The organism is Bradyrhizobium sp. AZCC 1588, from assembly GCF_036924735.1.
Lineage (GTDB): Bacteria > Pseudomonadota > Alphaproteobacteria > Rhizobiales > Xanthobacteraceae > Bradyrhizobium.
This window is the reverse complement of the sequence record NZ_JAZHSC010000001.1, coordinates 4,865,278-4,878,326: the sequence shown is the minus strand read 5'-3', so window position 1 is coordinate 4,878,326 and position 13,049 is coordinate 4,865,278. Positions and strand designations below refer to the sequence as shown.

At 62.7% G+C, this 13,049-nt stretch carries 12 protein-coding genes; 1 reads left to right on the top strand and 11 read right to left on the bottom strand.

What is annotated here, in order from left to right:
- Positions 1 to 5: 5 nt before the first annotated feature.
- Genes V1277_RS22885 through V1277_RS22865 form a run of 5 tightly spaced genes read right to left on the bottom strand, consistent with a single transcriptional unit; the run spans position 6 to position 6,763 of the window.
- Positions 6 to 1,310: a TRAP transporter large permease gene (locus tag V1277_RS22885; RefSeq protein WP_334418216.1), complete on the bottom strand. Its 1,305-nt coding sequence runs from the start codon at positions 1,308 to 1,310 to the stop codon at positions 6 to 8.
- A 55-nt stretch (positions 1,311 to 1,365) separates the two neighbouring features.
- Complete coding sequence (locus V1277_RS22880; protein ID WP_334420435.1) at positions 1,366 to 1,959, bottom strand: TRAP transporter small permease subunit; 594 nt, start codon at positions 1,957 to 1,959, stop codon at positions 1,366 to 1,368.
- A gap of 8 nt (positions 1,960 to 1,967) precedes the next feature.
- Entirely contained in the window at positions 1,968 to 2,966 is a 999-nt protein-coding gene (locus tag V1277_RS22875) for a TRAP transporter substrate-binding protein (protein ID WP_334418215.1), read from the bottom strand.
- A gap of 51 nt (positions 2,967 to 3,017) precedes the next feature.
- Positions 3,018 to 4,676 carry a hydantoinase B/oxoprolinase family protein gene (locus tag V1277_RS22870; protein ID WP_334420434.1) on the bottom strand — a complete coding sequence of 553 codons (1,659 nt, stop codon included), beginning with the start codon at positions 4,674 to 4,676 and terminating at the stop codon, positions 3,018 to 3,020.
- A 2-nt stretch (positions 4,677 to 4,678) separates the two neighbouring features.
- The gene (locus V1277_RS22865) at positions 4,679 to 6,763 is read right to left on the bottom strand and encodes a hydantoinase/oxoprolinase family protein (RefSeq protein WP_334418214.1); all 2,085 of its coding nucleotides are present in this window, start codon (positions 6,761 to 6,763) and stop codon (positions 4,679 to 4,681) included.
- A gap of 365 nt (positions 6,764 to 7,128) precedes the next feature.
- Here V1277_RS22865 and V1277_RS22860 point away from each other — a divergent pair, with 365 nt between their 5' ends.
- Positions 7,129 to 8,016, top strand: coding sequence for an alpha/beta hydrolase (locus tag V1277_RS22860; RefSeq protein WP_334418213.1), 888 nt, complete (start codon positions 7,129 to 7,131; stop codon positions 8,014 to 8,016).
- Here V1277_RS22860 and V1277_RS22855 read toward each other — a convergent pair.
- From V1277_RS22855 to V1277_RS22830, 6 genes are all read right to left on the bottom strand, one after another.
- Complete coding sequence (locus V1277_RS22855) at positions 7,997 to 8,347, bottom strand: Rieske (2Fe-2S) protein (protein ID WP_334418212.1); 351 nt, start codon at positions 8,345 to 8,347, stop codon at positions 7,997 to 7,999. The two genes, V1277_RS22860 and V1277_RS22855, sit on opposite strands and share 20 nt — an antisense overlap.
- Positions 8,348 to 8,357: 10 nt before the next feature.
- Positions 8,358 to 9,062: an ABC transporter ATP-binding protein gene (locus V1277_RS22850; RefSeq protein WP_334418211.1), complete on the bottom strand. Its 705-nt coding sequence runs from the start codon at positions 9,060 to 9,062 to the stop codon at positions 8,358 to 8,360.
- Complete coding sequence (locus tag V1277_RS22845) at positions 9,055 to 9,831, bottom strand: ABC transporter ATP-binding protein (protein WP_334420433.1); 777 nt, start codon at positions 9,829 to 9,831, stop codon at positions 9,055 to 9,057. Before V1277_RS22845 ends, V1277_RS22850 begins: the two co-directional genes overlap by 8 nt.
- The gene (locus V1277_RS22840; RefSeq protein ID WP_334418210.1) at positions 9,831 to 10,877 is read right to left on the bottom strand and encodes a branched-chain amino acid ABC transporter permease; all 1,047 of its coding nucleotides are present in this window, start codon (positions 10,875 to 10,877) and stop codon (positions 9,831 to 9,833) included. Before V1277_RS22840 ends, V1277_RS22845 begins: the two co-directional genes overlap by 1 nt.
- Complete coding sequence (locus V1277_RS22835; RefSeq protein ID WP_334418209.1) at positions 10,874 to 11,746, bottom strand: branched-chain amino acid ABC transporter permease; 873 nt, start codon at positions 11,744 to 11,746, stop codon at positions 10,874 to 10,876. The genes V1277_RS22840 and V1277_RS22835 overlap by 4 nt, the downstream gene beginning before the upstream one ends.
- A 69-nt stretch (positions 11,747 to 11,815) precedes the next feature.
- Positions 11,816 to 12,970 carry an ABC transporter substrate-binding protein gene (locus V1277_RS22830; RefSeq protein WP_334369773.1) on the bottom strand — a complete coding sequence of 385 codons (1,155 nt, stop codon included), beginning with the start codon at positions 12,968 to 12,970 and terminating at the stop codon, positions 11,816 to 11,818.
- Positions 12,971 to 13,049 lie beyond the last annotated feature (79 nt).

Below are 13,049 nucleotides of genomic sequence, written 5' to 3'. Positions count from 1 at the left end.
GCGGTCTATCCATAGAGGAGTCTGGGCAGGATCGTGACGATGCTCGGACACAAGGTCAGCAGCAGCACAAAGCTGACCATAATGATCAGATAGGGCAATGTCACGCGCGCGATGTAGCCGAGCCCGTCATCCGTCAGGCCCTGGATGACGAACAGGTTGAAGCCGACAGGCGGCGTGATCTGCGCCACCTCGACAGCAAGCACCAGGAAGATTCCGAACCAGATGTCGTCGAAGCCCGAGGCCTTCACGATCGGCAGCACGATCGGCAACGTCATCACGATCATCGAAAAGCCATCGAGGAAACAACCGAGGACAAGGTAGAAGCCGATCAGCACGACGATCAGCATGAAGGGTGATAGGCCGAGGCCTTTCACAAAAGCGGCCACGGATTGCGGAATGCCGAGGAACGCCGCGGCGTTCCCGAGGATCGACGCGCCGAGCACGATCAGTGCGATCATCGAGCAGGTGACCACCGACCCGATGACCACATCGCGCATCACCTGCTGCGACAGCGATCCCTGCCCCCAGGCGACCAGTGCGGCACCGAGCACGCCGACCGCTGCCGCCTCCGACGGCGTCGCAAGGCCGCCATACATCGAGCCGAGTACGCAGGCGATCAGAAACAAAGCCGGTGCAAGGTCCTTGAGGGCGGCGAAGCGTTCGCGCCAAGGGACCAGCGCAAGCTTCGCCTCGGCCTCCGGCACTAGCGTCGGGTTCAGAGTGGTGTGCAGCATCACCCAGGCCATGAAAGCCCCCGCCAGCAGCAGGCCCGGCAGAACTCCGGCGGTGAACAGCTTCAGGATCGAAACGTCGCCGAGCACGCCATAGATGATCATGATGTTCGATGGCGGAATCAGAAATCCGAGCGTGCCGGCGCCTGCGAGCGAGCCGATCGCGATATCCCTGGAGTAACCCCGACGCAGCAGTTCGTTGAGCGACATGCGGCCAATCACTTGCGTCGTCGCCGCCGACGAACCCGATATCGCCGCGAAGATCGTGCAACCGATTACGTTCACGTGCAGCAGACGTCCTGGCAGCAGTCCGGCCCACGGCGCCAGCCCCTGAGACAGCGATCGCGACAACCGGGTGCGGAACAACAGTTCTCCCATCAGAATGAACAGCGGCAGTGCCAGGAGTTCCTGCGTGGTCAGGATATTCCAAGCGTATTGCGGAAGCAGCTTGTCGAGCGGGATCGACCGAAACATCGCGAGCAGCAAGGTCGCGGTGAATGCGAGGGTCAACCCGATCCAAAGGCCCCCCGCCAGCAGCGCGAACAGAATGACGAACAGGCTGACGACTTCGATAGTCATGGAACTTGCTTTCCGACGGCGGGAGCGGCGGCGCCGGCCCTCGTTGCGCGCGTGGTCATTCGACGGGCGAAGCCTTCATGCGATGGTCTTCGAGCGGCAGCCCTAGCGCCGCCTGGATGGCGCGCGCCAGGAATTGCAGCGTCAGCAGCAGCATCCCGAAGGTGACGACGGCTTGCGGAAACCACAGCGGCGTGTCGCTTGTAGTCGACAGTTGCCCGCGCGTGAAGGATCCCCAGGCGAACTTGACCATCGCCGAGGTCAGGAACGCCATGAAGACGAAGCCGGCGAACGCCGAAAGGATCTCAAGCGCACGTCCGACCGGCGCCGGTACGTTCTTCAGCAGCAGCACGACACGGATATGGCCGCCGACGCGCAGCGTCATGGCAGCGCCGAAGGTGAAGGAAGCCGCCATGAGATAGGAGGAATATTCCCATGCGATCGAGATGGTCGGAGGAAAGAACGGCAAAAGATTCGACAGCAAACGCGTCGCGACCTCGGCAAGCATCAACAGCGTCAACGTCAGCAGGCAGCCGCCGCCGATCCAGCCGTCGAGCCGGCCGAGGCGATCGATCGCATCGAGCAGGATGCGCAGCGGCGGCGGCGCCGCCTCGTTGAGGCTTTCTGGGGGAGCAGGCAGGACACTCACCACAGCCACGCCTAACGCTTGATTTCGGCGAGATAGGCCCTCACCGGCTTGTCCGCCGCCGGTACACGCTTGAGGAAGGCCTCCAGCAGCGGCGCGGTCCGGGCGCGGATATCCGTCATCATCGCATCCGGCACCGGTACCACCTCCATGCCGCCCTCCTTGAGGCGGTTGAGGCTGTCGACGTCGGCTTTAAGCGAATTCGCCCAGAAATCCGGCTCCATCTTCGCGGCGATGTCGGCGACCAGTTTCTGCTGATCCGCACTCAAAGCCTTCCAGGAATCGAGATTGACAGTCAGCATCTGCGACGACCACACATGGTTGGTCGGATAGACGTACTTCATGAACTCCCAAAACTTGCCATCGACACCGGACACCGCCGAGGTCGAAACCCCGGCGACCGCGCCCGACGCCAGTGCTGGAATCGTCTCGCCCCAGGGAATCATGACCGGCGCCATGCCGACCGCGTTCAGCATGTCGACGGCATTCTTGTCGGGCACGCGTATCTTGATGTTCTTCAGCCCCTCGACGCCCGCCACCTTCACCTTGAGGTGAAGGTATTGCGTCGGCCAAGGCACGATATAGAGAATCTTCTGGTTGTTGCGCGCGGCGATCTTGTCGTATTCGGGTCGCACATACTTGTGCAGGATCTTCAGCTCGTCCATGGAGACGGCGAGAAACGGAATGCTTTCGACGCCCATGAAGGGCTCGTCGCCAACCTGCTGGATATTGAGCACGTCGGCCAGCGGAACCAAACCATCGCGCACGGCGCGCAGATGTTCAGGTCCCTTGAAGCCGAGCTGGCCGCCGGCCTTCACCGTGATATTGACGACCCCGTCGGTCTGCTTCTTGACCGCATCTGCGAAAGCCATGGCGTTATGGGTGTGGAAATTGCCGTCAGGCCACACCGTCGACAAGTCCCAGCTCGCCGTTGTGGCCATGCCGCGCGTCGAGAGATGACCGGCGGCGAGCATCGTCGCCGCTCCCGTCGTGAAAGTCCGTCGCGTAATCATCCGTCCTCTCCGTTTTGGTGAAGTTGAAGCGCAAAGCCGCCGCCGGACGCGTCAACCCGCGAAACCGTAAACCGCAACCGCATTCGCGTGCGACACCAGGCCGCTTTCGACATCGTCGTGCACGCTTGCCGGCGCGCGTCGCCTTGGGTCGCCGATCCCGGCGCCGCCAGGCGTCATCACCACAAGCCGATCGTCCGGCGGCACGGTCTGGAAGCCTTTGCCGCGCAGCTTCTGTCCCGACTTCAGTCCGACATAGCCGGCTTCGCCGTCACAGCCGCCATCACGGCCGCGGGGCGGATGATCAATGCGGTCGAAGGCTGCCAGAATGTCGAACGGAGCATCGACGCCGCTGCCGACTTCGATGATCTGGCCGAGACCTCCGCGCGTTCGGCCGGCACCGCCGGAATCCGGACGCAGCTCCTTGCGCCAGAAGATCAACGGCGTCTGCGTCTCCGCGATCTCGACCGGCGTGCCGCGTACGCCGCTGGGATAGGCCGTGGCCGACAATCCATCCTTGGCAAAACGCGCACCGGTGCCACCGTTGCTCGTCACCGCCATCGAGAACCCGTAATTGCCGCCGGCGCCGCTGCGTGTTTGTCCGCGCACATTGAGATTCCACAGGCAGGACGTGCCTTCAGCCGGCACCCGCTCGGGAATGATCTGACGCAGGCACCCGAACACCACGTCGGGCAGCATCTGGCCGATGACATGGCGCGACGCCACCGGCGCCGGCTTCGGCGCGTTGAGGATCGAGCCCGCGGGTGCCGCGACAGTCAGCAGCGAGAGCGAGCCCGCATTGTTCGGGATCTGCGAGGCGACCACGCAGCCGAGGCCGAATACAGTGTAGGCGGTGGTGTAGGAGAGCGGCACATTGATCCCGAACTTCGAGGCGCCCGAGGTACCGTCGAAGTCGACGTGAATGCCCTCTTCCGAGATCGTCAGCGTCGCCGCGAGCGTGACCGGCGCGTCATAGCCATCAACGACCATGCTGTTGCGCCAGACACCCTTCGGCAGCTTGGCGATCTCGGCCAGCACCGCCTCCCGCGAGCGGTCACAGATGAAATCGCCGAGCGTATCGAGCGAATCGATCTCGAATTCGTGCATCATCTCGACAAGGCGCTGGCAGCCGACATCGTTGCAGCCGGCCAGCGAATAGGTGTCGCCCTCGGTGTCGATCGGCAGACGCGTGTTGCTGCGGATCATCGCCATCAGCGTCTCATTGACGACACCCTGATCGATCAGCTTCAGCATCGGGATATAGAGCCCCTCCATGAAGACGTCGGTGGCATCAGGGCCGAAACCGATACCGCCGATATCCATCAGATGGCTGGTGCAGGAAAACAGTGCAACCGCCTTGCCGTCCTTGAAGCAGGGCGTGGTGACGACGAAGTCGTTGAGATGGCCGGTCCCCATCCAGGGATCGTTGGTGATGTAGGCGTCACCCGGCTTCATCGTTTCGATCGGGAAACGCGCGATGAAATGTTTGACCGACTCGGCCATGGAATTGACGTGGCCCGGCGTACCCGTAACGGCCTGCGCCAGCATACGCCCCTTGAGGTCGAACACACCGGCCGAGAGGTCGCCACATTCGCGCACGATCGGGCTGAAGGCCGTGCGCAGCAGTACCTGCGCCTGCTCTTCGACCACGGCGATCAGCCGGTGCCACATGATCTGCAGATCGATCAGGCTCGCGCCGCTTGGCTCATTCATGGTCATGCCGCCTTCCGTTCCATGACAATACTGCCGGCACCGTCGATATGGGCATCGAAGCTCGTCGAGACGAATGTCGATGTCTCATCTTCGGCGATCACAGCGGGTCCCGCGATGGTCGCTCCCGGTGCCATCTCGTCGCGTCGGTACAGCGGAATTTCGACAACCTTCCCCGCGCGGCCATCGAAAAACTTGCGGCTGCCAGCGGCTTTTCCGGCCGGCTTGCGCGTCACCTCGGTAACGCGCGACGGATTGCGCGGCTCGGTGGTCGCGAGCACCGACCAGCTTAGCACCTCGATCGCAGCGCCGGGAATCGGTCGCTCGAACAAGGCCGCATAATCCGTCTCGAAGGCCTGGCGCAGGCTTGCGAGGTCCGCGGCCGTCAACCGCCGGTTCGGCAGCTCGACCGTGATCTCGTGTCCCTGTCCGACATACCGCATGAAGGCGACGCGCCGTTCGCGCACTGGAGCACCGGCGGCGCCGGGCTCGACCAGGGCGCGCGCCTCGGTCGCCATCTCATCCAGCAGGTCGGACAAAGCCGTGGCATCGAACGCATCGAGCCTGACATGACGGCTGCGCACCAGCTCATAGGCGATGGGCGCCGCAAGAAATCCGACGGCCGAGCCGACGCCGGCATTGGACGGTACGATCACACGCGCGACGCCGATCTTCTCGGCGACGCGGGCCGCATGCAACGGCGCGGCGCCGCCGAAGGCGATCAGGGTGTGCTGGCCAACGACAGCGCCACGCTCGACCGCATGGACGCGGGCGGCGCTCGCCATGTTCTCGCACACGACCTCATGCACGGCGTAGGCCGACGTTTCCGCCGATAGTCCCAGCGGTTCACCAATGTCGCGCAATAAGGCCTGTTTGGACAGTTCGAGGTTAAGCTTGATCGTCCCGCCTGCAAAGGCGTCCGGATCGATCTTGCCGAGCGCAACGTCCGCATCCGTCACGGCGGGGCGTTGACCGCCGCGGCCGTAGCAGGCCGGCCCCGGCTCGGATGACGCGCTCTCGGGCCCGACCGTGACACGCTTCAGGGCGTCGACACGCGCGATCGAGCCGCCGCCGGCGCCGATCTCGACCATCTCGATCACGGGAATGCGCACCGGCAGGCCCGACCCTTTCAGGAAACGGGCGGCGCGATCGACCTCGAACACGCGCGAGGTTTCGGGCTGGTACTTTTCGATCAGGCAGATCTTCGCGGTGGTGCCACCCATGTCGAAGGACAGGACCCTGCTCTCGCCCAGACGCGCCGCGACCTGCGCCGCAAAAATCGCGCCACCTGCCGGCCCCGATTCGACCAGGCGCACCGGAAAGCGCCGTGCCGTCTCGATCGAGGTGACGCCGCCGCCTGAGGTCACGAGATAAATGGCGCCGCGAAACTGCTCGACCTGCAGCGCCTCGGCCATGCGCGCGAGATAGCCGTCGATCAACGGCTGCACATAGGCATTGGCGACGGCGGTTGAGGTCCGCTCGTATTCGCGGATTTCGGGGCACACAGCCGACGACAGCGTTACCCAGATGCCCGGCATTTCCTCTTTCAGGATCGCAGCGGCGCGCCGTTCGTGCTCGGGATTGGCATAGGAGTGGAGGAAGGCGATGGCGACGCTTTCCACATTCTGCGCGCGCAGCTCGGGCACGAGTGCACGCACGGCGGCTTCTTCGAGCGGCAACCGCACGGCGCCCTGCGCATCGATGCGCTCGGGGACCGTGAAACGGAGGGCGCGCGGCGCCAGCGGTTTCGGCTTGTCGATCGCAAGGTCGTACTGATCGTAACGGCTCTCGGTACCGATATCGAGCACGTCGCGGAAACCTTGCGTCGCGACAAGCGCCGTCTTCGCGCCGCGGCGTTCGATGACGGCGTTGGTCGCAAGCGTCGTGCCGTGAATGAAGACGTCGATATCGCTCATGCGGGCGCGCGCGTCGACCAGAATGAGACGCATCCCGTCCAGCACCGCCTGCTCCGGTCGTGCGGGCGTCGTCAGCACCTTACGCGTCCTGCGATCCTGACCCACATCCAAGACGATATCCGTGAAAGTGCCCCCGATATCGACGGCAAGCCGCACTTCGGCTCCCTCAAGCATTCCAAATCTCCGCGTGCTGACCGACGAACTGTAGCCAAACGTTCAGCAATTTCCATGCCACCGACTGCGCCGGCGGCGACATATCCAGCGATTTTGCTGGGTACCTATGCAGCACAGCAAACATCCCGCGCCGGCCACTGACACCTCATTTCATTTGTCGGCACCCGCGCACTCTCGTTTCCAAGCACGAAAATTGCATGGTGCTACCCCCCATGAACCTGGTCAATCCGGACATCCACATGCTGCGCTCGCTGACGCCCGGCAGCATACCGAGACCGAGCGGGCGGCTTGGTCGTACTAAACTCATGATCGTCCCTTATCGGATTTGAACAACAATGAACGCTTTGGTTCATCAGGAGTGACGCGTGACTGATATCTCGGCGACGAAGGACAAGACTCTCGATCCCCGGCTGAACTGGGCTGCGCTTTCCCAAGCAGAGCGTGACGCCGCCTATGACAACAACGCAGCGGTAAAGAACAGCGCAGTGCTGATCGCCGAAAGAAATCAGATGTCCGAAACGCTGCGGGCCAGCCGCAAGTCCTTTCTTGATGTTCCCTATGGCGACCGCGAAAGGACGAAGGTCGATCTTTATCCGGCCGCCGACAAGACAGCGCCCTGCCTGGTCTTTCTGCACGGCGGTTACTGGCAGCGCAATTCGCGTGAAGTATTTGCAATGCTGGTCGAAGGCGTCGCGGCCCATGGCTGGTCGGTTGCCATCCCCGGATATTCGCTGGCGCCCGACGCTTCGTTGACGGACATCGTGACGGAGATATCCCTGTCGCTCGACTGGCTGGCCAAAAACGGAGAGTCGTACGACATCTCCGGACCCGTCGTGCTCTCGGGCTGGTCCGCCGGCGCCCACCTCGTCGCAATGGCACTCGGTCACCCGCGCGTCGCCGCGGGACTGGCGATTTCCGGCGTGTACGATCTCGGACCCATCCGCGATACGGGCCTTAACAATGCGCTGAAGCTAACCAGCGCGGAAGTCGCGGCACTATCGCCGCTTCGCCTGACCGCCGTCCGCAAGCGACTCGACATCGCCTACGGCACGGCCGAACTGCCGGCGCTGGTTTTCGATTCAATCAAGCTTCATGAAATGCGAGCCACCGCTGGCGCGCCCGGCAAGCTCTTCCCGATCGAAGGCGCAGACCATTTCACCATCCTCAGCGAGCTGCGGCGCCCTGACGGCGCGCTTGTCGATATCGCCCGAACGCTCATCAGGTGGCAGTCGTCTAAGTCGCCGCCGACCTGATCGCCCCGGCGTCGATCCAGACCTGATCGTCTCCGATCCGGACCGGGTATAGCCGCAACGGCCGGCTCGGCCAGCCGTAGGAAATCTCGCCATTACGGAGATCGAACGAAGCCGCGTGACGGGGACAGAAAAGGCGTCCTCCCAACAGGTGTCCGAGACTGAGGTCAGCCTGTTCATGCGGGCACATCCGTTCGCAGGCTACCGCGCGTCCTTCGCTCCAGACCAGGATCAAATCGACGCCGGTCACGCGGACGCAGACGATCGTTTGCGAGATCAGCCGGCTGAGCCCACAGACCGGCATCCATTTTCCGTCGCCTGACAACGCGCCCATTGGGGGCGGCTCATCCGCCAAGATAGGCCTTTCGCACGTGCTCGTTCTCGATCATCTCCGCACCAGGACCGGAAAGAACGATACGGCCGCCCTCCAGCAGATAGGCGTGGTCGCACATCTCGAGCGCCGCAAACGCGTTCTGCTCGACCAGCAGTACCGTCGTTCCGGCATCTCGGATGTCGCGGATGATCGCAAACGTTCGCTCGACGATGTTGGGCGCGAGCCCAAGGGAAGGTTCGTCGAACATGATCAAGCGCGGACGTGACATCAGCGCCCGGCCGATCGCCAGCATTTGTTGTTCGCCGCCGGACAAGGTGCCGGCAGCCTGCCGCTTGCGGTCGGCGAGGCGCGGAAACTCGGCATAGATCCGATCGCGGTCGGATGCGATATCGGCAGCACTGCTGCGCAGATAGGCTCCCATGTCGAGATTTTCCTCAACCGTCATATGTGGAAACACTCGCCGTCCTTCCGGACAATGCGCGATCCCACTCGCCACCACGCGCGGCGGCTTGGCGCCCGCAATGTCCTTGCCCTCGAACAGCATCGATCCCGAACGCGGCGCAACGAGCCCGGAGATCGCGCGCAGCGTGGTGCTCTTGCCGGCGCCGTTGGCGCCGATCAAGGCGACCAGCTGCCCGGTCTTGACCTCCAGCGAAATGCCGCGCAACGCCATGACGCCGCCGTAGCCACACACCATGTCGCGGATCTCAAGCACGTGTCGCTCCCTGCCCGAGATAGGCCTCGATCACGGCCGGGTCGTTCCGGATCACGTCCGGCGGTCCCTCGGCAATGATCCGGCCGTAGTTCAGCACGACGATCCGGTCCGAGACGCTCATCACCATCGGCATGTCGTGCTCGACGAGCAGGATGGTGACGCCGCGATCCCGGATGTTGCGAACCAACTGCACGAAGGTGTGGGTTTCCGAGGCGTTCATGCCGGAGACCGGCTCGTCGAGCAGCAGCATCGACGGCTCGGCGGCCAGCGCCAACGCCACACCGACAAGACGCTGCTCACCATAGGACAGCGAGCCTGCAAGATCGTAGGCGCGGCGTTCGAGCCCAACCCATTCGACCAATTCGCTGGCGCGCTCCCGCAAACGGCGTTCCGAAGACCGCGCGCGCGGCAGCCCCAGAATGGCTTCGAGAAGGCTGACTCTCCCCTGGCGGTGCAGCCCGACTAGTAGATTGTCGTAGACGGTGTCGTTCGGAAAAACGCTGGTGCGCTGGAAGGTGCGGGCCAAACCGAGATCAGCGATCTGATGCGGCTTCAATCCATTGAGCGCGCTTCCACGATAGCTCACGGCACCGCGTGTTGGATCAAGAAAGCCCGTGACGACGTTGAAAGCCGTCGTCTTGCCGGCGCCGTTGGGCCCGATCAGGCTGACAATTTCGCCCTCGCCGACCGTGAAGTCCAAATCCGAGAGCGCAACGAGCCCCCCGAAGTGCACAGCGACCTTCTCGACCTTCAAGGCGATCGCTATCATCACGCGTGCTCCTTGGCGTCGCGTTCGGAGAAGGTAACCGGTGCAACCGTCTCGGCCCGGTTCCGCGGTTTCGCAAATCGCAGAGCCAGCGACGGCACGATGCCGCGCGGCAATACGAACAGGATAACGATCAGCACGCCGCCATACGCGATCCATTGCGCCTCCGGCGCCATGATCGGCCGCAGAAACACAGGCAACAGCCCAAAGATCATTCCGCCGACGATGGGCCCCGCCAGCGAGCCCTTGCCGCCGGTGATGACCATGATCACCATCGTCACCGTGTTGATAAAAGCAAACACTTCGGGATCGATGATCCGGATGTAGTGTGCGTAAAGGCTGCCGGCCGCGCCTGCGATCCCCGCCGAGATCACCGCTGCCAAAGTGAGCGTCTTTGTCACGTCGATGCCGACGGATACCGCCAGTGTTTCGTTTTCCATCAGCCCGCGCATGGCGCGGCCGAAATGCGAATGGACCAGGCGCGAGATCAGTACATAGGTGACGACCGCGACGGCAAGCACGAGGTAATAGTTCTGCAGCTTGGTGCGGAGGGTCAGATCACCAAGACCCGGCAATCCGATCGTAATCGAAGGAATGCTGGTCAGCGCCAGCGGGCCCTGCGTCAGCTCAACCCAATTCAGCGCCACCAGCCGGACCACTTCGGCAAAGGAAATCGTCACGATCACGAAGTAAGCGCCGCGCACGCGAAACGACAACAGCCCCACGAGATATCCGCACAATCCCGCAACGACGATGGCCAACACGAAGCCGACGATTGGCGGCCAGGGGGTATGAACGACGCGAAAGCCGAAGGGCAAGCCGACATCGAAGCCAAGCGACGTCAATGCGCTGACATAGGCGCCAATGCCGAAGAACGCGATGTGACCAAGGCTGAGCTGACCGGTAAACCCAAGCAGCAGATTGAGGCTCATCGCTCCGATGATGAATATGCCGGTCGTGATCAGCGCGTTCATGAGATATGGATCGCGCAGCCAGAGCGGCACCGAGGCGAACGCGACGACCGAGAGAATGGCGACTCCTGACTTCATCCGACGCGCTCCGAGCGCGCGAAAAGTCCGGTCGGCTTGAAGATCAGAACCGCGATAATGATCAAAAATCCCATGGCGTCGCGGTATCCCGAGGAAACGTAGCCGGCGCCGAGTTCTTCGGCGAGCGCCAGGATGAAACCGCCAATCACCGCGCCGGTGATGTTGCCGAGCCCGCCCAGGATCACGATCGCGAATGCCTTGACGGCGGCGAGATCGCCCATCTGCGGGAAGATGACGTAGACCGGACCGAGCAATGCGCCTGCCGCGGTGGCAAGGCTGGAACCGATTGCGAAGGTCGAGGTATAGATCAGGTCGACATTGACGCCCATCAGCGAGGCGGTGTCCTGATCTTGAAATGTCGCCCGCATCGCACAGCCGAGTTTTGTCTTGTTGATCAAGAGATAGGTGACGACGATCAGCATCGCCGCGGCGGCAAGGACAAACAGCCGCAACCAGGACACCGAGACTGGTCCGAGCACCAGTGGCGCCTCGGGGAAAGGCGTGGTCACCGATTTCGCCACGCCGCCCCATATCCACAAGGCGCCGGACTGCATCGCGATCCAGGCGCCGATCATGACAAGCATGGTGGTATCGATGTCGGAGCCGCGCAGCGGCCGCAGCAAGGTCAGCTCGATCGCCGCCCCAAGAAGCCAGCCGGCCACGACAGCAAGCGGCAGCGCCAGGAAGAAGTTGACTCCGAGCTGATGCACCACGATGAACATGATGTAGGCGCCGAACGTATACAGCACCCCATGCGTGAAGTTCACGACGTTCATGATGCCGAAGATCAAGGTGAGACCGATGCCCAGCAGGGCATAGGTGCCGCCGAGCACCAGCATGTTGATCAGATGTTGCAGAAACTCGCTCAAGGTGGCCCCCGGATATCCAGATGCCGGCGACGGCCGCGGATTCGCTGCCGCCCTCGCCGGTCAGCAACGTCAGAGCGTCTTCATGCCGATCTTGCCGTCGGTGATTTCGATCAGATAGACGTTGGGCTGGCTCTGGCCGCTTTCCTTGCCTTCGGGACCGGACTTGCGGAACACGATGTCGCCGTTCAGACCTTTCACCTTGATGTCCCAAAGTGCCGCCTTGATCGCCGCAGGCTCCGCCTTGCCCGCCTTCTCGATCGCCGCCGCCGCGGTGCGGATACCGTCATAGCCCCGGAAGCTTTCGGTGCAGCCGGCGAAATCGTAGCCGCGCTTCTTCCATTCGGCGATGAAGTAGCTGGTCGCCTCCGGGTTCGGCGTCTTCTCGGGGAACCAGGGCAGGAAGGTCGTCAGGTGCATGGTGCCGTTGGCGGCCGCACCCGCCTGCGCGATGATCTGATCCGGATTCTGCGAGCCGCCGGTGGTTATGATGCGCTTCTTGAGGCCGAGGGCTGCGGCCTGCTTGAAGATCAGCGTGAGCTGGTCCACCGCCGTCGTCACAATGATGGTCTCGGAATCGGTGCCCTTCAGCTTGGAAAGCTGAGCGCTCATATCCTGGGCGCCCTGATCCATGGTTTCGACGGCTCCGACCGCAATGCCCTTCTCCTTCATCATCTTGCTGAAGTCTTCAGCGGTGCCGCGACCCCAGTCATTGTTGATGATGAGGAAATCGACCTTCTTCAATTCGAGCTTGTCGACGATCCCCTTGAACGCCGCGGCCTCGATCGCCGACGGCGGCGAGATACGGAAGATGTAGGGATTGCCGGTCGTGGTGATCTTGCCCGACGAGGAAGTTTCAACCACCATCGGCGTTTCGTATTCCATCAGCTTGGGCATCACGGCAAGCGTCAGGCTCGAACCCCATGCGCCCATCAGCACCGGCACCTTGTCGCTCGTGATCAGCTTTTCGGCGACGGCGGCCGCCTCTGTCGGATTGCTCTTGTTGTCCTCAATGACGAGTTCAAGCTTCTTTCCGAGAATGCCGCCCTTTGCGTTGATCTCATCGGCCGCGATCTTGGCGCCGTTGACAACGTAGGTACCGGACGCGGCGAACGCACCCGTAAGGGGTTCATTGACGCCGATCTTGATGGTTTGAGCGTTGGCGGCACCACCCAACAAGGCGACCGCCAGCGCTATCGTCGGAACAACTCTGAAAGTCCGTATCATGTGGTTCTCCAATCTCACGCTGTTCATCTATCCGCAGTTCACACCCGTCGTTTCCGCATAGCGCGGAGACTTCGATCCA